Below are 22,309 nucleotides of genomic sequence, written 5' to 3'. Positions count from 1 at the left end.
GCTGAAACCAACGCGGTGCCCGCGCTCACATAGTGTCGCGTCATCCTCGACGAGATCGATCCTTTCATCGGAACGGCTGCCACCTCACTGCCTGCGGCGCAGGGGCTGGCGGCCACCTGGTGGTGGCCGAAAGCGCAGGTCGGCAACACCCACCCCGGCGCGACGTCCCCGCTCGGCATGGTGTCCGCCTGCGCCTACTCCGGTGCCTATCCGACCGGGTACGGCCTCTACGCGAAGAACACCGAGGGGCAGCCGGAGGAGATGTTCGACCGGCCGCAGGCGTCCGGGTTCACCCACTTCCAGCAGTCCGGTACCGGCGCGATCCGCAAGTACTACAACTACGTGCGGGTGACCCCGATGGTGCAGCCGCTGGACGTTCTCGGCGAGGCCTGGCCGCTGCACGACGAGAACGCGGAAGCGGGGTACTACGCGGCCGCTCTCGACACCGGCATCCGATGTGAGGTCACCGTCGGCGCCAAGGTCGCCGTCCACCGGTACGTCTTCCCCGAGCACCGCAGCGCACGGATCGTCGTCGACCTGTCCTGCGGCGGGCTGGCCATCGACCTCGGCCGCACGGTGCCGCTGCGGGCGCACGTGGAAAGCCTCGGCAACGGCCGCGCCCAGGGAACGGTGGTCGTCGAAGGCGTGCCGCTGTCCGTGTACATCAGGGTCGACAGTCCGGGCTGGCGGCAGATGCTCTGGCACGACCGCCGGCTGATCGAGGGGGGCACGCGGCTCGACTTCGACCGCATCAGGCAGACCACGCTGCGCCCGTTCGGGATGCTCTACATGGGCCCCACCACCGCCGGGCAGAGCGTCGAGATCCAGATCGGGTTCTCGCTGCGCGGCTGTGAACAGGCCAGGGAGAACCTGTACCGCGAATGCGGTGACGGGCGGCCGGCGTTCGACGTCGTCCGGGCGCAGACCAAGGCCCGGTGGCGCGACCACGTGGGCCGGGTGGAGGTCGAGGGCGGGTCACCGGCCAGGCGGCAGGTGTTCGCGACGGCCCTGTACCACTCCCTGATCAAGCCGTGCTTCGCCGACGACGAGAGCCCGTTCTGGCCGTCCTCCGGGCCCTTCGTGTTCGACATCTGCACGATGTGGGACATCTACAAGACCCAGCTGCCGTTGCTCATGGCCCTCTGCCCGGACCGGTCGGTGGATCTCCTGGAGTCGCTGATCCGGGTCTGCGAGGAGGAAGGCAACTTCCCCATCGGATACCGGATGGCTCGCGGCGCGGACAGGTTCTTCCGGCAAGCGAGCGCGCTGGTCCACACCGCGCTGGCCGACGTGCACGCCCTCGGCCTCGGCGACCTGGACTGGACCTGGGCGCTGGTGCACATGTACGACGACCTGCGCCGGATGTACGGCGAGGACTTCTACGAGCACGGCGTCGTGCACCCGATCTCGCACACGCTCGACCTCGCCTACGCCTGCCACTGCACCGCCGGCGTGGCCAGGGCCCTGAACGACGTCCAGCTCGCCGACGACCTCGACGCGCGCAGCCGCCTGTGGTCCAACGCGTTCGACCCGGACACCGGCCTGCTCCTCGACTCCTCGTTCTACGAGGGCGGCAAGTGGAACTACTCGTTCCGGCTGCTGCACGACATGGCCGCGAGAATCGCGATGGTCGGCGGGAACGAGGCTTTCGTCAGCACGCTCGACGCTTTCTTCGGCTACGGCGCCCCGCGTGTGGCGCAGCCCGGCAAGCGGCCCGACCCGGCGGAGATGGCGGCCGGATACCTGCTGAACCGGTTCGAGGGGCTGAACAACGAGCCGGACATGGAAGCGCCGTGGTCCTACCACTACGCGGCTCGGCCGGACCGCACGGCCGAGATCGTGCACGCGGCACTGACCTGGCAGTTCGGCACCGGTCCCGGCGGCCTGCCGGGCAACGACGACTCGGGCGGGCTGAGTTCCTGGTACGTGTGGGCCTCGCTCGGCCTGTTCCCGGTCGCCGGGCAGAACCTGTTCCTCGTCAACGCGCCCGCCTTCAGCCACGCCACCCTGCACCTCGGGGACCGCGACTTCGTCATCGAGACGCGTGGACACCGCGAGACGTCCATCAGTTCCGACGGGCTGGAGGCGGACCCGCCGCCGCAGTACGTGCAGTCCGCCCGGCTGGACGGCAAACCACTGGACGCGGCGCACCTGCGCGCGTCCGACGTCCACGCCGGCGGCCGGCTGCTGCTCGAACTCGGCCCGCACCCCTCGGAGTGGGGACGCAGGATCCTGCCGCCATCAATGTCCGATCCGCTCGGAAGGGGGACTCGCACATGAGCAGGCCAAGCCGCCGTCTCGTCATCGTGGTCCGGGCCGACCCAGTCATCTGCGGTCACTCCGGAGAAGCCCGCAACCTCGCCGAGGTCGCGCTCACCCGCGGCTTCGACGACGTCCGGCTGCTGACCTGGCCGATACCCGTGCTGCAGGCGGCAGGTCTGCCGCTCAAGCCGCTGGACGGGATCCTGCCCTACAGCGAGGGCATCACCGTGGAGCGGCCCGAGCCGGTCGGCGACTACCGGGTGCCCGACGGCCGGTACCTGGCCGGGCTGACGGGACGCCTGGTCGAACTGCTCGCCGAGCCGGTCCCGACCACCTGCGTGTCGATGTACCTCGCTCCCCACGACGCCGTGGTGCGAGACGCCGTCGACGCGGCACGCGCGGCCGGCTACGCACCTGACGTCCACACCATCGCGAAGGCGGTCGGCTCGGACGTCACCAACGTGATCCGCTCGTGCCTGTCCGAGAAGCGGTTCGGGGCAGCCGTGGTCCTGTTCACCCGGTTCCTCGCCAACGACGAGGTGATCGCCGTGTCGGAGTACACCAGGCAGGAGATCATCGCCTGCGCGGAGGCCGTCGACGCGCACTGCGGCACCCGGTTCGCCCACCAGTGCGTGCGCCGGATATCGGTCAGCTACCCGCCGATCGACACGTCGGCGTACCTCGGGCTCGATCCGGCGGTCGTGGACGCCGCCCTGAAGCGACGCGGCCTGGAACGCGACGGGTACGTGTTGTTCCTGTCCCGGCTGACACGGGCCAAAGGCATCTACGACCTGGTGGACGCGTTCGCCCGGTGCCGGGCGAGGTCACGGCTGAAGCTCGTGATCGCCGGCAACGGCCCCGAGCTGGAGCACCTCCGGGCGATCACCCGGCACGACGACCGGATCCTCTTGCTCACCGACGTGGAGGACGAGGAGAAGCCGCTGCTGATGAACGGCTGCGCCGTGTACGCGCTGCCGACCAAGCCCGAACCGGACTTCGTCGAGACCTTCGGCATCGCGCTGACCGAGAAGATGCTCGCGGGCGGCGGGCCGGTGATCACGACCACCACCGGAGGCGTCGGCGAAGCGGTGGGCAGCACGGCCGTTCTCGTCGAGGCCGGGAACGCCACCCACATCGCCGCCGCGATCGACCGGGTGGTGTTCGACATGTCAACCGGGGAACGGCGACTCATGGCGGACCGGGCACGCGAGCACGCCCTGTCCTTCGACCGCGCCCAGGTGTTCGACAGCCTTTTCGCCACGTCCGGCCCGGCTGTCGTCCTGACGGGATGACCCCGTGTGTCCGCGGTGAACCGAGCGTTCGGGCTCCCGTGCCCCCAGGACACGGGAGCCCGAACGCTCATCGCGGGGTGATCCCGGCGAGCGGGACGGCGAACACGACCCGCTTGTCGATCAACGTGCCCGCGGCGTTGAAGGCGTGCTCGGTGGCCGTCCACAGCAGACCGCTGCCGTGCTCGTAATAGAGGTCCTCGCCGCCGACCGCCCAGCTGTAGGTGTTCATGTCCGCGGACCCGGCGAACAGGAAGCTGTGCTTGTCGGCTGAGCTGCGGCCCAGGTAGTAGTCGCCCTGCCACGTCTGCACGCCCTGGACGTTGCTCTTCGGCGTGGTCACCGCCCTGCTCGGCACGGCCTTGCCCGAGGACACCGCGAGCTTGCGGGTCGACGCGTCGACGTCGTAGTGCACGACGCGGCCGCCGTCGACGGACAGGTCGGTGCTGCGGCCGTCCCGGTACTCACCGACGACCAGCGTGTCCGGCGTCGTGCTGCGGTCCAGCCCCAGCGAGGAGTAGCACAGCGCGTTGGGCTGGGGCACGCACGGAGACGGCGGCGTGATCGCCTGCCGGTACGTCGCCACCTGCGGTAGGACGTAGCGGTAGCCGTAGGCGTAGTACTTGCTGCCGCTCTTGCCGATCACGTCGTCCTGGTCGGTGGCCACCTCCAGCACGCGTTCCATGTCGAACACCCGCAGGCCGCGCGAGGTGTCCGCGACGTAGAGGTACTGCCCCAGCCACGCCAGTCCGCCCGCGTGGATCGGCACCGCGCGGAAGTTCGACGAGCTGGTCGGCTCCACGAGCAGCACGTGCCGGTACCTGCCGCTCACCCGGTCCACCAGGGACAGCCGTGCCCCGTGGTCCGTCGGCGTCCCGGCCTTCGCGGTGTCGTAGTGCCAACTCACGGCCATGACCTTGTTCGGTCCCCACTGGCCGTCGTCGTCCGCGTCGGACGATCCGGTCACGCCCTGGGGCACCCAGTAGGACACCTTGCTGTCGCTGTCGTCCCAGCAGAACCGGTCGCTGCTGCGCAGGATCTGGTTTGCTTGCAACGGGATGTCCGTGCGGTCGTAGTACTCCGGCTGAGCCTGCTTGCGACTGGCGGAGCAGTCGTTCGTGGACCGGTTGGCCGCCGCCAGCACGTCCGACACCGGCAGGCGGGAACCCAGCGTGGAGGCGAGCCCCGCGGCCTGCGCGTCCAATGACCAGTCCGGCGTCAGCGAGAACGCGGAACCGTCCCGTTCCGTGATCTGGTTGGGCGCTGCCGTGGCCGGCGTGCCCGCTGCCAGCAACAACACCGCGATGATGAACCCGAGTCGTTTCACGGCGTCCACGTTCATGCGGTGGGAGTTGTCCAGCAACGGTTGATGGGCCTGGACAATCATTCGTAGTCGAACAGAGGAGGTGCGGGTGGGACGGCCAGAACGTCCGCTCGACCCGAACGAAGGCCCGGTCCAGCGTTTCGCGTGGGAGTTGCGCCGGCTGCGCGAGAAGGCCGGATCTCCGAGCTACCGGGAGTTGTCCAGAAGGGCTCATTTCTCGTCCACGGCGTTGTCCGAGGCGGCGGGTGGCACGCAGCTGCCGACGCTGGCCGTGACGCTCGGGTACGTCGAAGCCTGCGAGGGGGATGCGGAGTACTGGGAACGGCAGTGGCGGGAGGTGGTCGCCGAGGTCCTCGGGCCCGGTGACGAGAGCGCTCCCTATCTCGGCCTCGCGGCGTTCCAGCCCGAGGACGCGTCGCTGTTCCGGGGGCGTGAGGAGCTCGTCGAGCATCTCGCGGGGGAGGTGGGGAAGCGGTCGTTCCTGGGGGTGTTCGGGGCGTCCGGATCGGGGAAGTCGTCGTTGCTGAGGGCCGGTCTGGTGCCCTCGCTGTCGTTGTCGTCGGCCGTGCTGACGCCCACCGCCCACCCGGTGCGGGAGCTGACGGCCAAGACCGCGGACAAGCCGGGACTGGTCGTCGTGGACCAGTTCGAGGAAATGTTCACGCTGTGCGCCGACCCGGACGAGCGCGACGCGTTCGTCGCGGCGTTGTTGTCGTGTGACGCCAAGGTGGTCATCGGCTGCCGGATCGACTTCCTGGACCGGTGCGCGGCGATCCCCGCGCTGGTGACCGCGCTGCGGGACGCGCAGGTGCTGGTCGGGCCGATGACGCCGGAGGAGTTGCGGCGGGTCGTCGTCGAGCCCGCCACCTCCGCCGGCCTGAAGGTCGAACCGGACATGGTGTCGGCGGCGGTGATCGACGCGCACGGTCAGCCGGGTGCCTTGCCGTTGCTGTCCCACGCTTTGCTGGAGACGTGGCGAAGACGGGAGAACAACAGGCTCACCCTGGCCGGGTACCGGGCGAGCGGCGGGGTGTCCGGTGCGATCGCGGCCACCGCCGAGCAGGCGTTCACGGAGCTGGGTCCCGCTGATCAGGCCGCGGCTCGATCGTTGCTGCTGAGGCTGGTGCAGCCCGGTCAGGGCGCCTGCGACCTGCGGCGGCGGGTCGCGCTGGACGAGGTGATGGGGCCGGCGTTGAACGCCCTGGTCACCGCGCGGCTCGTGGTCGTGGCGAACGGCAGCGTGGAGCTGGCGCACGAGGCGTTGACCAGGGCCTGGCCGCGGCTGCGGACGTGGCTCGAGGAAGACCGCGAACGCCTTCAGCAGCACCAGGACCTCACGACGGCCGCGCACGCCTGGGACGCCGTCGACCGCGATTCCGGTGCCCTGTACCGAGGTGTGCGGCTGGAGGTCGCGCGGTCGCTGGCCGCGGACTCGCCGGTCGCGTTGTCGCAGCTGGAACGGGAGTTCGTCGCGGCGAGCGAGGCGCACGAGACCGCCGAACGCGCCGGTGTCCGGCGGCAGTCGCGGCGGTTGCGCACCCTCGTCAAGTCCCTGGCCGTGTTGCTGGTGGCGTGCCTGGTGATCACGGGTGTCGCGGTCGTGCAGCGCCGTGCCGCCGTCGCCGGGGAGAAGGTCGCGTTGTCCCGGCAGCTCGCGTTGCAGGCGCAGGACCTCAGCGGGTCGTGGCCGGACGCGGCCCAAGCCCTTGCCGTGCAGGCTTTCCGCACGTCACCGACGGTCGAGGCGCGCGGTGCGTTGCTGAGCACCGCCGCCTACAAACCACCGCGGGTGTTGCTGAAGGACCACCGCGGTGCGGTGCGGGCGGTTGCGTTCAACCAGGACGGCACGCTGCTGGCGTCCGCGGGGGACGATCGATCCGTGCTGGTCCGCTCGCCTTCCGGGACCGCTGCGCCGATCGCGTTGACCCAGCACTCGAAGCCGGTGCGCGCGCTGGCGTTCCACCCCTCCGCTCCGGCGCTCGCCTCTGGTGGTGAGGACGAGCAGATCGTGTTGTGGGACCTGAACAAGAAGGTCGCCGCGCACGTCCTTCCCGTGGCGCACGGCCGGATCAACAGCATCTCCTACAGCGAGGACGGCCGGCTGATGGCGTCCGCGTCGCAGGACGGCACGGTCATCGTGTGGGAAGGCGCCCGGGAGGTGGTGCGGATCCCGCATTCCCTCGAAGAGGTCCACGACGTGGCGCTGGGCGGTGACCTGGTCGCGCTGGCCGGGAGGAACGGTGTGCTCGTGCACAACCGGGCCACGGGCGCGCAGCAGGTCCACCAGGACCATCGCGGACCGGTGCTCGCGGTGGTGTTGAGCAGGGATGGCGGTGCGCTGGCCAGTGGTGGCGCGGACAGCCAGGTCGTGTTGCGGGCCGGGGGAGAGCCGAGTTTCCTGCGGCGGCACACCGCGGGGATCAGGTCCGTCAGGTTCGGACCGGACGGCCGGATGCTGATGTCCGCGGCCGACGACGGCAGCGTGCGGTGGTGGTCGGTGCCCGACGGCGGCTGGCTGACCGGGCTGATCTCGCGCACGGGTGCGTTCTTCGCAGCGGGGCTGAGCCCTGACGGGACGAAGCTGGCGGCGGGCGGCGACGACAGCGTGAGCGTGTGGCAGGTCGCTTTGCCCGCGTTCACCGGACATGCGGCTCCGCCGTTCGGTGTGTCCACGGCGGCCGACGGGCGGATCGCGACCGGGGGCGCGGACAGGTCCATCAAGGTCTGGGACCCGTCCGGGACGCTGATCACCGAGCTCGACGCGCCCGCGACGGTGAAGTCGGTCGCGTTCCACCCCGGCGGAACCCTGGTGTCGGCAGGGGAGGACGGCGCGGTCACCGCGTGGGACCTGGAGTCGCGAAAGCCGGTGCGCACCATCGCCGGGCACGACGGTCCGGTGACCAGCCTGGTGCTGGCCGGGAACCTGGTCGCCTCCGGCGGCGCCGATCGCACGATCAGGCTGGTGGACCCGGCTTCCGGCGCGCCGCCGCGCAACCTCCCGGTCGCGCACACGGCCGCGGTGGAGGCGTTGGACTTCAGCCCGGACGGCGCGGTGCTGGCCTCCGGGGGCAACGACGGCCGGATCGTGCTCTGGGACGTCGAGCACTCCCGTGAGCTCGCGGTGCTCGGTGAGCTCGGGAACGCGTTGCGGGACATCGCGTTCACGCCCGACGGCCGGACGCTGATCACCGGGGACGCCAGTGGCGCGGTGATCTTCTGGGACGTCGCGGCCCGCCGGCAGAGCGCGACCCTGCCCGGTCAACGCGGCGCGGTGCGGGAACTCGCGCTCAACGGCACCGGAACGCGCCTCGCGGTCGCCGGCAGCGACACGGTGATCACGTTGTGGGACACCGGAACCCGCGAGCAGGTGGCCACGCTGACCGGCCACACCGGTCCGGTCAACTCCGTCGCGTTCCACGGCGACACGCTGGCGTCCACCGGCGCCGACCCCCGCGTGATCAGGTGGGACCTCGACCCGGACGCCGTGATCGCCCGCATCTGCGGGGCCCGCGTTGGCCGCTGTTGATTGGCCAGGGCGGTGACCTGCTGCTGGACAACACCGCGACCCCCTACGAATGGCGGTGCACAAACCCGTTCGACGGAAGGAAAACGGATGAAGCGCACCTTCACGGCACTCGCGGTCCTGGCCAGCACGATGGGCCTGGTGCTGGTGGGCGGTCAGGCCAGCGCGGCCCCGGAGTCGCAGGTGAGATTCGAGCTCGGCATCCAGTCGGCGGACGCCGGGATCAACATCTACGCGGGATCGGCCCTGGCGGGGTACGGCGACTTCAACGCCGACCCGGACGGCAGCGTGCCCGGCGACGCGATCCGCGCCTGCGACACGCTGGCGGACGGCTGGGGCATCGAGACCCAGCTGGACATCAACCCCGGCGCGACCTGGGACACCGACCGCGTCGTCAACACCCGCGGCCACGCGTCGCCCTACTGCAGTGGCTGGGCGAGCGGCAACATCGGGGAGAACACCCCGGTGGCCATCCGGGTCTGCCTGGTGAAGTCCGGCGAGACGCCGATCTGTTCCGGCAGGGCGTTCGGCGAGTCCTGACACGAACCCCTCGTGGGTGTTCCCTCGCCGGGAACACCCACGAGGGTGGTCAGCCGGGAACCTCGTCCAGGCCCGTTCATCGGTGTACCGCCGTGCGGTCGCGCAACGCCACGTAACCGGCCGCAAGAGCAGCCGCCACCACGGCTCCGGCGCTGTTGTTGAACAAGTCCTGCGTCTCGCACAGACCGCGCCCGACGAGCGGCTGCAGGACCTCGATCAGCGCGCTCGACGCCACCGCCGCGATCAGCACCGCGAGCGGCCGTCGCGTCGCGAGCACCGCGCACCACACCAGCGGCACGAACAGCAGCGCGTTGAAGAGCTCAGACACCCCGTTCAGCGAGAAGCCGTTGAGGAGGCAGAACTGCGTGCCGACCAACGCCCAGCTCGGCTGGGACCGCGAGAACGTCAGGGCGAGCACCAGGCCGAGGAAGATCCCCGCGAACACGGAGGGAACCGGCCGCCACCCGGACCTCCGCGCCGCGAACCACGCGCTCGTGCCCAGCACCACCGCTCCGACCACCACACCGCCCGCGGTCAGCGGATCCGAGAGCACGAAGACGACGGCGTCCAGTGCCCACCGCACCTGATCCAGCACAGTTCAGAACCCCTCGCCCCACAACGGAATCCGAACTTGGAAGCCTACTGGCGGCGGGTCGGCGCACTAGATCACACGGCGCCGTACCCGCCACACCACCACACCGATCAGGACCGCCGCGACGGCGATGAACAGGGCCGCCTCGATGAGCTGGAACGTCCAGAACCGGTCGGCCGGGTGGTGGACCCGGAACTGCTGGATGCCCTGCGCGTGCAGGAACTGGTCGAGGTTGGTGCCGGCCCGGTCGGCGGCGCCCTCCAGCTCGTAGTACTCGGTCGAGCTCAGCCTGCGCCCGGTGGCGTCCGCGTAGCCGTGTTCGATCACCCAGTCAGCGGAGCGGTGTCCCGCCTGGCCCTTCGAGCCGCCGACGGGGATCGGCTCCGTGGTGGTGAGCGGCGTGGCGTACGCGGGACGGGCCAGCAGCGCCACCGACATCCGGGCGGCGAGGAACGCCCCGAACGCGACGCCGAACGCGGGCAGGCTGCGCCGCAGGACCGCCCCCGCGGCGGTGGCGACGCCGAACGCGAACAGCGCGTACGCCACCGGGACAAGTCCCTCCAGGTCGAAGGCGTCGTACTGGAACCGCCCCTCCCACGCGTCGAACGGCCGACGGAACCAGGTGAGCACCGCGGTGAACATCCCGGTGAGCGCGACGGTGACGCCGGCCAGTGCCGCGAGCTTGGCCGCCAGCCAGCGCATCCGCGGCACGGCCTGCGTCCAGGCGAGCTGCCAGGTGCCGTCCTCCAGTTCGCGCGCGAGCAGCGGCGCGCCGAGGAACGCACCGATGACGACGGGGACCAGGTAGAAGGCCGCCAGGAGGTTCTCGACGAACCCGTACCTCTCGTCGAGCCGGCGGAAGGAGGCCGTGCAGGCCTCGTCGGCACCGGCCTCTCCCGCACACCGGGCGGGACCGCCGGGGAACAGGTCGTGGGCCTGCGTCCCGAGCACGAGCAGGGCGATGGCGAACAAGCCGACGAGCAGGCCCAGGACGCAGACCTCGGTCCGGTGCTGGCGCCAGATCAACCACGTCACGCCGGCACCTCCGACGTGACCGCGGTGCTCGGCTCGGACGGCCGGCGCAGGTACGCCAGCACCAGGTCCTCCAGCGAGACCGGCTCGGCCTGCCACCCCGGCGCGGCCGGGATCCCGCCGTCGCGCACCAGCAGGGTGGTGTGCCGGTCGCTGTGGACGGCCTCCACGACGGCACCGGCCCGGTCGACGTCGGTGGCCGTGCGCGGGCCGACGAGCAGCCGGTGTTCGGCGAGGAGCGTGTCGATGTCACCGGTGAGCGTGACCCGGCCTTGGTTGAGCACGATCAAGTGGTCGCAGACGCGCTCCAGCTCGTGCACGACGTGGGAGGAGAACAGGACGGTGACCCCGCCTTCGGCCACCGCGCCCATGAGGACCTGCAGGAACTCGTGCCGGGCCAGCGGGTCGAGGCTGGCCACCGGCTCGTCGAGGACGAGCAGGTCCGGCCGCTTCGCCAGGGCAAGGGCCAACGCGACCTGGGCCTGCTGCCCACCGGAGAGCGTGCCGGCCCTGCGGTCGAGCGGGATGCCCAGCTTCGCCAGCCGGCGCTCGGCGAGCCCCTGGTCGAACCGCAGGTTGCAGGCCCGGCCGAAGCGGAGCATCTCGGCGACGGTGAAGCGCTTGTACAGCGGGTGGTCCTGGGCCAGGAACCCGATCCGGGACAGGGTGTGCGGGGTGCTGGCGGTGACGTCGTGGCCGAGGACCTCCACCGTGCCGGTGCTCGGTGCCAGCAACCCGACGACCAGGCGCAGCAGCGTGGTCTTGCCCGCGCCGTTCGGCCCGACCAGGGCGATCACGCCGCCCGCCGGCAGGGCCAGGGTGCAGTCGCGCAGCGCCCAGCCCTTCCGGTACCGCTTGCCCACACCGTCGGTGCGCAGCGCGAACCCGGTCGCCGTCACGCCACGCCCTCGTTCCTCGTCTGCTGGTGGACGGAGGTGAAGAGCGCGTTGACCGCCTGCTCGTCGAGGCCGGCCGCGTAGGCGCGGCGCAACCAGGTCGCCAGGCCGCGGTGCAGCGACGTGTACGTCGATGCGGACATCGCGGCCGACTGCTGTTCGTCGACGAACGTGCCCTGGCCGGGCCGGCCGGTGACCAGGTTCTCCTGCTCCATCTGCCGGTACGCCTTGGCGACGGTGTTCGGGTTGATCGCCAGGTCCTCGACCACCTCGCGGATGAGCGGGAGGCGGTCACCGGGCTGGAGGAAGCCCAGCAGCACCGCCTGGCGGACCTGCTGGACGAGTTGCAGGTACGGCGGCACGCCGGAGTGGGTGTCGAGCCGGAAGACGAACACGGTAGCCCCTTTGCTGCTTTACTAGTGCCATAGTAAAGCAGCAAAGAGGCGGTCGAGCCGGAGAAGCGGCTTCACGCCTGTGTGCGTGAGCCCAGCAGGCCGCGGGTGGCGAGGTTCTCCATCAGCGCGGTGATGCCGAAAGTCCAGTCCTCCGCGTCCTCGGCGGTGTTCACGACGTTCGTCAACGCGCCCAGTCGAGGCGAAGAGATGCGTACGACGTCCCCGACCTTGTGGGTGAACCCTTCGCCGGGCTGGTCCCGGTCCTCGGTCGGAGCGAACATCGTGCCGGTGAACAGCACGAAGCCGTCGGGATAGCGGTGGTGGGCGCCGAAAGCGTGGGACACGAGGTCCTCGAGCTCCCGGCTGATCTCGGAGACCGGGTTCACGCCGTGCAGCTCGAAGCCGTCGGGGCCGGTGACCTCCAGGGATATCTCGGTGGCTTTGGCGTCCGCCAGGGTGAACCCGTCGTCGAACAGCCGGAGGAACGGTCCGATGGCGCAGGAAGCGTTGTTGTCCTTCGCTTCGGTGAGCAGAAGAGCACTGCGGCCCTCGAAGTCGCGCAGGTTGACGTCGTTGCCGAGCGTCGCGCCGACCGGCTTCCCGCGCGAGTCCACCACCAGGACGAGCTCGGGCTCGGGGTTGTTCCAGGCTGAGCGGGCGAGAACGCCGATGTCGGCTCCCAGTCCCACCGCCGAGAGCACCGGGGCCTTGGTGAAGATCTCCGGGTCCGGGCCGATACCGACCTCGAGGTACTGCGACCACAGGCCCTCGGCCTGGAGAACCCTCTTCACCTCCGCGGCCTCCGCGGACCCCGGCTTCAGGTGGGAGATGTGGCCCTGGACGATCGCGCCGACCTTCTGGCGGACTTCCTCGGCCCGCGTGGGATCCCCGTCGGCGCGCTCTTCGATGACCCGCTCGAGCATGCTGCGGACGAAGGTCACGCCGGCGGCCTTGAGCACCTGCAGGTCGACCGGTGCCAGGAACCGGGGAACGGCACCGGCCGGGTTCGTCGTAGCGGCCAGCACCTCCGCGAGTGGCCACGACGTGCCGCCAGGGTGGTTCCCGACGATCTCCAGCGCGTCCGGGCGCTCGAGCAGTGACGACACGGTCGCTGCCAGCGGCGACAGGTCGACGACCTCCTCGCCGCGGATCGTCACGACGGAAGCGCCGCCCGCAGACGGGTCGAAGACCCGCGCGACAAGAGTTGCGGTCGCCGCGTCCTGCGGAAGAACGGTCACGGTGTCGAGCGAGATCCCCATGGAAATCCTTCCTGCTCGCACCGATGTCCGGTCGCCTGGGGACCGGAGCCGCCCGGTCGCAGAGCCCGGTTGCAGGTCCCCACGCTATCGGCGAGTGGAACCCCGCAGGGGTCGTGAGCGCGCCCCGCCCTTATGGCCAATTGGTATGTACCACTTACCCGATCCCCGTCGTACGGTGTGCGCGCAATCACCCTGCATGCAAGGAGCGACATGAACCGCAAGCTCATCGCCGCCGCCACAGCGGCGGTCACGGCGGCCGGGCTGACCATCGCGGTGGCGCTGACAACCAGCGCCACCGCGGCCGACACGGCTGATCCCGCCATGTTGGCCGCGATGGCCCGAGACCTCGGCATCTCCTCTGAGCAGGCGCGTGAGCGCCTCGACGCCGAGAAGGTCGCAGGCCAGACCGACGCCGCGCTGAAGTCGCGCCTCGGCCCGGCGTACGCCGGGTCCTGGCTGGACGGCACCGGCCGCACGCTCACCGTCGCGGTCACCGACCCGGCGCTGGCGAACGCGGTGCGCTCGCGCGGCGCCGTCGCCACCACGGCGAAGCACAGTGCGTCCGCCCTGGACAGCGCGAAGATCAAGCTGGACGCCAAGGCCACCACCGCACCCGACGCCGTCCCCGGCTGGTACGTCGACGTGCGCACCAACAAGATCGTGGTGCTCGCCCGCGCCGGCGGCGAGGCGCAGGCCAAGGCGTGGACGGCCGAGGCAGGTCTGCGCGGCGACATCGTCGCCTTCGAGGCCAGCACCGAGGACCCCAAGCCGCTGATCGACGTCATCGGCGGCAACCCCTACGGCGTTCCCGGCGGCGGCCGCTGCTCCATCGGCTTCGCCGTGGAGGGCGGCTTCGTCACCGCGGGCCACTGCGGATCCACCGGCGGCCGCACTTCCAACCCCGGCGGCACCATCCAGGGCAGCAGCTTCCCCGGCAACGACTACGCCTGGGTCCGCACCGACGCGGGCAACACCCCGCGCGCCCTGGTCAACCGCTACCCGGGCACCGTCCCGGTCGCGGGCTCCCAGGAGGCTCCGGTCGGCGCTTCGGTCTGCCGCTCCGGCTCCACCACCGGCTGGCGCTGCGGCACCATCCAGCAGAAGAACGCCTCGGTCACCTACCCCGAGGGCACCATCACCGGCCTGACCCGCACCAACGCCTGCGCCGAGCCCGGTGACTCCGGCGGCTCGTGGCTGACCGGCGACCAGGCCCAGGGCGTCACCTCCGGCGGGTCCGGCAACTGCCAGTCCGGCGGCACCATCTACTTCCAGCCGCTGACCGAGATCCTGCAGGTCTACAACCTGCGTCTGGTGACCTCCGCCGGCCCCACCACGACCACCCAGCCGACCGGCACGACCACCACGACGACCACGCCTCCCGGCGGTGGCGGCTCGTGGGCCCCGTACACCAACTACGGCGACGGCGCCCAGGTCACCTACGGCGGCGCGTCCTACCGCGTCATCCAGCCGCACACGTCCGTCCCCGGATGGGAGCCGCCGAACACCCCTGCCCTCTGGCAGCGGCTCTGACGGCAACGCGCTCCCACCGCCCCCCGACGGCTGCAGCCGCCGGGGGCGGCTTCTTGTGCGGGCAGGGAACGGCCCCGGTCACCTGTGCGGTGACCGGGGCCGTGGGGGTCAGTCCGGCGTTACCGCACGCTCGTGCGGTTGCGGCCGACGACGGCCTCTGCGACGCCGATCAGCAGCACGGAGGCGATCACGGCGACGATGAAGCCCAGCACGTTGAGCTCGAAGATGTCCCCGGTGCCGAGCAGGTTGGCGATGGTTCCGCCGATGACGGAGCCAACCAGCCCCAGCAACAGCGTCGCTACGATGCCGAGGTTCTGCTTGCCGGGCTTGATCAGTCGGGCGAGTGCACCGATGATCAGGCCGGCGACGATGAACCCGATCACGTCAGCCTCCTGGTGGTCGATTGCCTTGCTCGATTCGGCTACCCGACCGGATCATCGTTCAACCGCTCGCCGAGGTGATGTTGTCCAGCGTCACCGCGGGGCGACGTCGGTGCAGTGGACTTTCTCGTCCGGCAGCCGGCCGGTGGTCAGGAACGTCACCGTCGCCTCGTCCACGCACGTGGAGCCCTGGTGGTAGACGTAGTGCCCGCCGTTGTCCGCGCCGACGAAAGCCGCTCGCCTGCCGAGGGCCTTGTACAGCCCAAGGCCGTCCTCCCACGGTGTGGCGTTGTCCCTGCGGTTCTGCAGGATCAGCGTGTTGCGCGGTCCCTTGCCCGTCACGCGGACGGGCTCTTCGATCGGCTTCGGCCAGAACGCGCACGCCCAGATGTTGGCGGGCATCCCCGCGGTGAGCGGCCAGGCCGCGCGGTCCTCGGCGGTGCGGCGGGCGTACTCGCCGATGTCGCCGGACCACCGCGCGTCACCACAGGTTAACGCCAGGAACATGGTGGCCTGGTTGTCGGCCGGCACGCCAGGGGTCGGCGGCGGCGTGGCGAACACCTGTTGCAGCACCTGGTTGTCCGCCTCGGTGAGCGTGCCGTCGGCCAGCGCGACGGCGGCCTTCCAGAACTGCGCGAGCACCGGGAGGGTCTTGTTGTCCAGCAGGAGGCTGTAGGTGACGGTGCGCAGCATCGAACCCGTCAGGGCCAGCGGAGTGCCGGGCACGGGCGCGGGGGTGCGGTCGAGGCGGTCGGCGAGTGCGAGGTACCTCCGGGTCACCTCGTCGACGGTGCCGCCCAGTCCGAGCGTGGCGTGCTGCGCCGCGGCGACCCTTGCGGCGTCGGGGAAGCGTTCCGACATGGCCCTGCCCCAGTTGTCCTTCGCGTGAGCCCAGACCTTCGTGGGGTCGACGTTGCCTTCGAGGATCACCCGATCGGCGCGCTCCGGGAACAGCGACTCGTAGACGGTGCCGAGGTACGTGCCGTAGGACTGGCCCCAGTAGGAGATCTTCTCCTCACCGAGCGCCGTGCGGATGCGGTCGATGTCGCGGGCCGTGTTGGCGGTGGTGAAGTGCCGGAGCTTCTTGCCGGCGTTCGTCGCGCACCGTTCGGCGGCGGTGCGGGCGCGGTCGACGTTCGCGGTGATCGAGCCGTCCGCGGCCGGGTACGGGAAGAGGCCGACGAGAGACGGGTCGTCGAGGCGGCAGCTCTGCGGGGTGCTGTGCTGGACCCCGCGCGGGTCGAAGCCGATCAGGTCGTAGGCCGCCAGCACCGACTGCGGCAGGGTCGGCGCCACGGCTCTCGGCGCGTCGAGGCCGGGCAGCGCCGGGCCGCCGGGGTTCAGCAGCAGGACACCGCGGCGGTCGCGGGACTTCGCCGCCGGCAGCTTCGAGACGGCCACCTCGATCTTCTCCCCATCGGGGTCGCGGTAGTCGAGCGGCACCTTCACCGTCCCGCAGGTGAGCCGGGGGTCGCGACTGGCGCCCTCGGCCAACGCCGGGCATGTGCCCCAGGCGATGCGCGGCGTGGCGGCCGCCTCGCCGACGACCGGTGGTGCGTCCTCGCCCGGCGCGTTCTCCGCCGCGCCGGCGTCGCAGGCCGCCACCGCGGCGGCGGTGAGGGCCACCGCGATCACCATCCTGGTGACTCTCCGGGGGATACCGGTTCCTGCTGACCGCTGCATGGTCTTCAACGCCCTTGCCCTCCAGTTTCGTTGCGACGCACTGACGCCGTCGCAACGAAACCTATGAAAGACCGCGGCGCCACGAATCCCCTTGGGGTGGACACCTTTCTGTAGTCCTCACGGGGGACAGCGGCCTGCCGATCCAGACGGATGAGAGCGCTCTCTGCGCACCCGGACCCTCACCATCGCGCGACGGCCGTTGCGGTGCCGGGAGGATCACCGGGCGGGCAGTGGTGCGGTGGACTCGCGGACGACGAGCCTGCACGGCTGGCGGATCACGCCGGAGCGGGCCTGCCCGTCCAGCGCGGCGAACAGGTGGGTGGCCGCCGTCGTGCCCAGTCGCTCCAGGTTGAGGTCCACCGTGGTCAGTGGGGGCCTGCAGTCGGCGGCGAAGATCTCCCAGTTGTCGTAGCCGACGACGGCGACGTCGTCGGGGATGTGCCGGCCGAGGTCGGTGAGGGTGTCGGCGACGCCGGTCGCGATCTGGTCGTTGCCGCAGAAGATCGCGTCGACCTCCGGGCTGGTGGCCAGGAGCATCCGGGCGGCTTGCCTGCCCCAGCGCTGGGACCACTCGCCGTGCAGCGGCGCGCCGCCGGCGAGGGTGAGGCCGTATTCGGCCAGCACGTCGGTCAGGCCGGTGACCCGGTCGCGCGCGGCCCGATAGGACTCGGGGCCGGTGATGTGGGCGATGTGCTTGCGCCGCAACGACACCAGGTGCTCGGCGGCCAGTCTCGCGCCGCCCTCGTCGTCGGCGAGCACGGAGAAGTCGCCGGGGTCGGTGGACTCGCCGTAGACGTAGACGACCGGCACCGGGATGTCACGGGTGAGCGAGGGGCGGAGGTCGTTGCTGTCGCCCAGGATGATGAACCCGTCGACCTGACGGGCGAGCAGGGTGCGGATGTAGTGCTGGCGGCGGATGGCGTCGCCGCGGGCGTCGCAGAGCAGCACCGACATCTGCTCGTTCGCCAGCGCGTTCTCCGCGCCGAGCAGGATCGGGATGGAGAACCGCCCGGCGAGCTCGTCGGTGAGCAGCCCGATGGTGCGGGTGCGTCCGGAGATCAGCCCCTTGGCGAGCGCGTTGGGCTGGAACGAGAGCTCGGCCGCCGAGCGCAGCACGCGCTCGCGGGTGGCCGGGGCGACCTGGGCACGGGCGTTGAGCGCCTTGGAGGCGGTGGCGATCGAGACACCGGCCAGTTTGGCCACGTCGCCGAGGGTCACCACGTCGGATCGTCTCTTCTTCACCGAAAACCTTTCGAACGTTTTCGACCACTGATTCGACTGTAGTCATGCCGGACTACCTGTGTAGAGAGCGCAGCGGGTGACATTCCCGTGACACGAATGGCAGATTGCCGAAAACGATTTCGGTCGCCATGGTGACTGCAGCACGACGGTTGGGAACGTTCCCAGCACGAGGTGGCAGGAGGATCCCGGATGACTGTGACGTCGCGGAACGCCGATCTCGTCGGTGGCCGGCCGGTCGTGCCGTCCCGCGGGGCCCTGCGCCCGCTGGGGCTCGGCGAGGTGCGGATCACCGGAGGGTTCTGGGCCGCGCGCCAGCAGGTCAACGGTGACGCCACGATGCGCCACGCCCGGTCGTGGATGGACCGGCTCGGGTGGATCGGCAACTTCACCACCGGCGGGCTCGGATCGCCCGACCGGCGGGGCCGGGAGTTCTCCGACTCGGAGGTCTACAAGCTGGTCGAGGCCATGGCCTGGGAGGTCGCCCGCACCGGCGACCGCGACATGGTCGCCGACATCGAGGAGCTGACCGCCGCCATCGCCTCGGCGCAGTCACCGGACGGCTACCTCAACACGGCGTTCGGCCGCGAAGGTCAGCGGCCGCGGTACAGCGACCTGGCGTCGGGGCACGAGCTGTACTGCACCGGCCACCTGCTCCAGGCGGCCGTGGCCGCGGCGCGGACCGACGTCGGGACTCCGCTGCTCGACGTCGCCCGCCGCGCCGCCGACCACGTGTGCCGGACGTTCGGGCCGGACGGGGTGTGGGGGCTGTGCGGTCATCCGGAGATCGAGGTGGCGCTGGTGGAACTGGCGCGGCTGACCGGTGAGCAGCGCTACCTCGACCAGGCCGCGCTGTTCGTCGAACGGCGTGGTCACCGGACCTTGCCGCCCCACCACTTCGGCTGGGCCTACTCCAACGACGACGTCCCCGTGCTGACCGCGACCGTCCTGCGTGGACACGCCGTGCGGTCGCTGTACCTGGCGTGCGGCGCGGTCGACGTCGCGGTCGAGAACGGCGACGACGAACTGCTGGCCGCCGTCGCCGAGCAGTTCGACCGCACCCTCGCCCGGCGCACCTACCTGACCGGCGGGATGGGGTCGCGGCACGAGGACGAGGCGTTCGGCGACGACTTCGTCCTGCCCGCCGACCGCGCCTACTCCGAGACCTGCGCCGGAGTCGCCGCGACCATGCTCGCCTGGCGACTCCTGCTCGCGACCGGCGAGGGGCGCTACGGCGACTTCATCGAACGGGTCCTCTACAACGTCGTCGCCACGGCCATCGATGACGACGGCCGCTCCTTCTTCTACGCCAACACGCTGCACCAGCGCGTCCCCACGGCGACGCTGCCCGACGACGAGGAGCAGCTGGGATTCGGCGGCGGGCCGAGAGCCCCGTGGTTCGAGGTGTCCTGCTGCCTGCCCAACATCGCCCGCCTCCTGGCGAGCCTGTCGACCTACCTGGTCACGGCCGACGACGCCGGCCTGCGCGTGCACCAGTACGCCGACGCCGAGATCGACACGGCACTCGCGGACGGACGCAGGGTGGCGCTGACGATGCGCACGGACTACCCCGACGACGGCGCGGTGACCGTGCGGATCACCCGGACCGACGGCGGGCTGTGGCCACTGACCCTGCGGGTGCCGCAGTGGGCGGACGGCGCGGTGCTCGTGACGGCGGAGGGACGCCGCACCGTCCCGGCCGGCGACCTGGTCGTGCGCCGGGACTTCGTGGCAGGGGAGGAGGTCCGCCTGGAACTGCCGATGCGGCCGCGCTTCACCCGTCCCGACCCGCGCATCGACGCGGTGCGCGGCTGCGTCGCCGTCGAACGGGGGCCGATCGTGCTCTGCGCCGAATCGGTCGACGGCCAGAGCGGTGACCTCGACACCCTGCGAGTCGAGGTCACCGTCGAGCCCGCCGACACCGACGGGGGAGTCGCGGTGCGAGCGCGGTTCGACGTCCCCGACGAGGCGCCGTGGCCGTACGGGGCAACCGGACCGACCCCGGGCACCGGCACGACGTCGCTGCACCTGGTGCCGTACCACCGCTGGGCCCGCAGAGGTCCGTCGACCATGCGCGTGTGGCTCCCGACCACCTGATCCACCCGCCGACGCAAAGGGGACACCGGTGAACTTGAGAGGTCTTCGACTGGCCGCCGCCGTGACGGCGGGCCTGCTCGCCCTGACGGCCTGCGGCGACGGCACCGCGACGGACTCCACCGCCGCGAGCGCCGACGACGGGTCGACCCTGACCCTGTGGACCCGCGCCGCGACCGAGCCGGTGTCGAAGGCCCTGGCCGAGGCCTACAACGCGACGCATCGCAACAAGGTCGAGGTGACCGCGTACCCGAACGAGGAGTACCCGGCGAAACTCGCCTCGGCCGCGGGCGCGAAAGCCCTGCCGGACCTGTTCGCCGCCGACGTGGTGTTCGCCGCCCAGTACGCCTCCCAGGGCCTGTGGACCGACCTGACAGAGCGGTTCGCGGCCTTCCCCGCCAAGGGAAGCGTAGCGCCCTCGCACGTGAAGGCGGCCACCTGGGACGGACGCAACTTCGCGGTGCCGCACACCATCGACATGTCGGTGATGCTCTACGACAAGGACCTGTACGCGAAGGCGGGCCTCGACCCGGAGAAGCCGCCGGCCACGCTGCGGGAGTTCGCCGACCACGCGCGGAAGATCGATCAGCTCGGCGGGGAGGTCAACGGCACCTACTTCGGCGGCAACTGCGGCGGCTGCGTCGAGTTCACGCTGTGGCCGTCGGTGTGGGCGGCCGGCGGCGAGGTGCTCGACGGGGACGGCAGGAACGCGAAGGTCGACTCGCCTGAAATGGCCGAGGTGTTCGCGCTCTACCGCTCGCTGTACGAGGACGGCGTGGCGGCGCCCGCGTCGAAGGACGAGGCGGGTCCGACCTGGCTGGGGGCATTGCAGGGCGGGAAGGTCGGCATCGCGCCCGGTCCGTCCGCGTGGCTCGGGGCGATGGAGGGCAAGGGCGTGAAGGTCGGGGTCGCGCCGATCACCGGGATCACCGGTGGTGAGTCGACGTTCGTCGGCGGCGACACGATCGGCATCGGCGCCACGAGCGGGAGAACCCCGCAGGCGTGGGACTTCCTGGCCTGGACGATGTCGGACGAGGCGCAGGTCGAGGTCGTCGCGAAGAACAAGGGCGTACCCACGCGCACCGACCTGGCGTCCAACAAGTACTCCTCGGTCGATCCGCGGCTCGTGACGATCAACAGCCTGGTGTCGAAGGGTAGGACGCCGTACGCGCAGAACTTCAACGCCTCCTTCAACGACTCGCAGAGCCCGTGGCTCAGGACCGTCCGGGGTGCGCTGTTCGGCGACGCGGACAAGGCGCTCACCGAAGGCAACTCCGCCATAACCAAGTCGCTCCAGCAGGGCTGAGTCCCATGGCCGTGACGACGACGTCACCACCGCGGGAACGGCTGGAGCCGGGGCGCCGGCCCACACCTCGCGCGACCCGCCGTTCGATGAGCGGCAGGCGGTGGCGCGCGCTGGCCGGCGTCGCGTACGCCGCGCCGACAGCGGTGATGGTGGGCGTGTTCTTCCTGGTGCCGCTCGGGCTCGTCGGCTGGATGTCGTTGCACCGCTGGCCGTTGCTGGGCAAGCCGACGCTCAACGCGCCGGACAACTACGCGGGCATCGCCGACAACGAACTGGTCGTGTCGGCGGCCTGGTTCACGCTCAAGTACACCGCCATCATGACCGTGCTGCTGTTCGTGGTGGCGTTCGGCCTGGCACTGCTGGTCCAGCACCGCCGGCCCGGCGTCGGGTTCCTGCGGGCGGCGTTCTTCCTGCCGATGGCCGTCGGCTTCGCCAGCGCGTCGCTGCTGTTCCTCGGCCTGCTCAGCGACGAGATCGGCCCGGTCAACGATCTGCTGTCCTGGCTCGGCGTCGTCGACGGCTACGTCTCGTGGACCAGCGGCAGCGCCGGGTCCGCGCTCGGCTCGGCGGTCGTGCTGGTGCTGTGGCGGTTCGCGGGGTTCAACATGCTGATCCTGCTGACCGGTCTGCAGGCCATCCCGGTGGACGTCTACGAGGCCGCCCGCATCGACGGGGCGTCGCGCTGGCAGACGTTCCGCCGGATCACCCTGCCGTTGATGCGGCCGACGATCGCCCTGGTCCTCACGCTGATGTCGACCGGGTCGCTGCTCGCGTTCGACCAGTTCTGGATCCTCACCCGCGGCGGCCCGGACAACAGCACCACGTCGCTGGTGATGGTGATCTACCGGGAGGCGTTCATCCGCCTCGACCTCGGTTCGGCCGCGGGCATCTCGGTGTTGCTGCTGGCCGTGCTCCTCGTGTTCAACGCAGTCCAGTTCGGCGTGCTGCGCCGTCGCTCCGAGTGA

The 22,309-nt window shown here is 70.9% G+C and carries 17 protein-coding genes; 8 read left to right on the top strand and 9 right to left on the bottom strand.

What is annotated here, in order from left to right:
* The first annotated feature begins 42 nt into the window (after positions 1–42).
* A complete protein-coding gene (locus AB0M48_RS44820) occupies positions 43–2,280 on the top strand; it encodes a glycoside hydrolase domain-containing protein (RefSeq protein ID WP_363855304.1) in 2,238 nt (745 codons plus the stop codon).
* Positions 2,277–3,554, top strand: a complete 1,278-nt coding sequence (locus AB0M48_RS44815; protein WP_363855259.1) for a glycosyltransferase — start codon at positions 2,277–2,279, stop codon at positions 3,552–3,554. The genes AB0M48_RS44820 and AB0M48_RS44815 overlap by 4 nt, the downstream gene beginning before the upstream one ends.
* A 67-nt stretch (positions 3,555–3,621) precedes the next feature.
* Here AB0M48_RS44815 and AB0M48_RS44810 read toward each other — a convergent pair whose 3' ends face one another.
* Positions 3,622–4,878 carry a hypothetical protein gene (locus AB0M48_RS44810; RefSeq protein ID WP_363855256.1) on the bottom strand — a complete coding sequence of 419 codons (1,257 nt, stop codon included), beginning with the start codon at positions 4,876–4,878 and terminating at the stop codon, positions 3,622–3,624.
* An 85-nt stretch (positions 4,879–4,963) separates the two neighbouring features.
* Here AB0M48_RS44810 and AB0M48_RS44805 point away from each other — a divergent pair, with 85 nt between their 5' ends.
* Together AB0M48_RS44805 and AB0M48_RS44800 are read left to right on the top strand one after the other, a co-directional pair.
* Positions 4,964–8,401: a hypothetical protein gene (locus AB0M48_RS44805; protein WP_363855253.1), complete on the top strand. Its 3,438-nt coding sequence runs from the start codon at positions 4,964–4,966 to the stop codon at positions 8,399–8,401.
* An 87-nt stretch (positions 8,402–8,488) separates the two neighbouring features.
* Positions 8,489–8,938 carry a hypothetical protein gene (locus tag AB0M48_RS44800; RefSeq protein ID WP_363855250.1) on the top strand — a complete coding sequence of 150 codons (450 nt, stop codon included), beginning with the start codon at positions 8,489–8,491 and terminating at the stop codon, positions 8,936–8,938.
* A gap of 76 nt (positions 8,939–9,014) precedes the next feature.
* Here the strand turns inward: AB0M48_RS44800 and AB0M48_RS44795 are convergent, their stop codons facing one another.
* The 5 genes from AB0M48_RS44795 to AB0M48_RS44775 form a co-directional block, all read right to left on the bottom strand.
* Complete coding sequence (locus tag AB0M48_RS44795; protein WP_363855246.1) at positions 9,015–9,533, bottom strand: VanZ family protein; 519 nt, start codon at positions 9,531–9,533, stop codon at positions 9,015–9,017.
* Between the two features lie 66 nt (positions 9,534–9,599).
* Positions 9,600–10,565, bottom strand: coding sequence for an ABC transporter permease subunit (locus AB0M48_RS44790; RefSeq protein ID WP_363855243.1), 966 nt, complete (start codon positions 10,563–10,565; stop codon positions 9,600–9,602).
* Complete coding sequence (locus AB0M48_RS44785; RefSeq protein ID WP_363855240.1) at positions 10,562–11,461, bottom strand: ABC transporter ATP-binding protein; 900 nt, start codon at positions 11,459–11,461, stop codon at positions 10,562–10,564. The genes AB0M48_RS44790 and AB0M48_RS44785 overlap by 4 nt, the downstream gene beginning before the upstream one ends.
* Positions 11,458–11,853 (bottom strand): GntR family transcriptional regulator, encoded by a 396-nt coding sequence (locus tag AB0M48_RS44780; protein WP_363855237.1) that lies wholly within the window; start codon positions 11,851–11,853, stop codon positions 11,458–11,460. The genes AB0M48_RS44785 and AB0M48_RS44780 overlap by 4 nt, the downstream gene beginning before the upstream one ends.
* Before the next feature lie 71 nt (positions 11,854–11,924).
* Complete coding sequence (locus AB0M48_RS44775) at positions 11,925–13,112, bottom strand: fumarylacetoacetate hydrolase family protein (protein ID WP_363855234.1); 1,188 nt, start codon at positions 13,110–13,112, stop codon at positions 11,925–11,927.
* A gap of 210 nt (positions 13,113–13,322) precedes the next feature.
* Here AB0M48_RS44775 and AB0M48_RS44770 point away from each other — a divergent pair, with 210 nt between their 5' ends.
* On the top strand, positions 13,323–14,642 hold the full coding sequence (locus AB0M48_RS44770; RefSeq protein WP_363855231.1) for an alpha-lytic protease prodomain-containing protein: 1,320 nt from the start codon (positions 13,323–13,325) through the stop codon (positions 14,640–14,642).
* A gap of 119 nt (positions 14,643–14,761) precedes the next feature.
* Here the strand turns inward: AB0M48_RS44770 and AB0M48_RS44765 are convergent, their stop codons facing one another.
* The 3 genes from AB0M48_RS44765 to AB0M48_RS44755 all read right to left on the bottom strand — a co-directional run bounded on the left by AB0M48_RS44765 (position 14,762) and on the right by AB0M48_RS44755 (position 17,947).
* Entirely contained in the window at positions 14,762–15,025 is a 264-nt protein-coding gene (locus tag AB0M48_RS44765) for a GlsB/YeaQ/YmgE family stress response membrane protein (protein WP_319986272.1), read from the bottom strand.
* Positions 15,026–15,115: 90 nt separating this feature from the next.
* Positions 15,116–16,660 carry an alpha/beta hydrolase gene (locus tag AB0M48_RS44760; protein WP_363855227.1) on the bottom strand — a complete coding sequence of 515 codons (1,545 nt, stop codon included), beginning with the start codon at positions 16,658–16,660 and terminating at the stop codon, positions 15,116–15,118.
* A 261-nt stretch (positions 16,661–16,921) separates the two neighbouring features.
* On the bottom strand, positions 16,922–17,947 hold the full coding sequence (locus tag AB0M48_RS44755) for a LacI family DNA-binding transcriptional regulator (protein WP_363855224.1): 1,026 nt from the start codon (positions 17,945–17,947) through the stop codon (positions 16,922–16,924).
* 189 nt (positions 17,948–18,136) lie between these two features.
* Here AB0M48_RS44755 and AB0M48_RS44750 point away from each other — a divergent pair, with 189 nt between their 5' ends.
* Genes AB0M48_RS44750 through AB0M48_RS44740 form a run of 3 tightly spaced genes read left to right on the top strand, consistent with a single transcriptional unit; the run spans position 18,137 to position 22,309 of the window.
* Positions 18,137–20,041: a beta-L-arabinofuranosidase domain-containing protein gene (locus AB0M48_RS44750; RefSeq protein ID WP_363855222.1), complete on the top strand. Its 1,905-nt coding sequence runs from the start codon at positions 18,137–18,139 to the stop codon at positions 20,039–20,041.
* 28 nt (positions 20,042–20,069) lie between these two features.
* Complete coding sequence (locus AB0M48_RS44745; protein WP_363855220.1) at positions 20,070–21,344, top strand: sugar ABC transporter substrate-binding protein; 1,275 nt, start codon at positions 20,070–20,072, stop codon at positions 21,342–21,344.
* 5 nt (positions 21,345–21,349) lie between these two features.
* A complete protein-coding gene (locus AB0M48_RS44740) occupies positions 21,350–22,309 on the top strand; it encodes a sugar ABC transporter permease (protein ID WP_363855219.1) in 960 nt (319 codons plus the stop codon).

This window comes from Lentzea sp. NPDC051208 (assembly GCF_040682435.1).
Taxonomy (GTDB): domain Bacteria; phylum Actinomycetota; class Actinomycetes; order Mycobacteriales; family Pseudonocardiaceae; genus Lentzea; species Lentzea kristufekii.
This window is presented reverse-complemented; position numbering and strand designations above follow the sequence as displayed.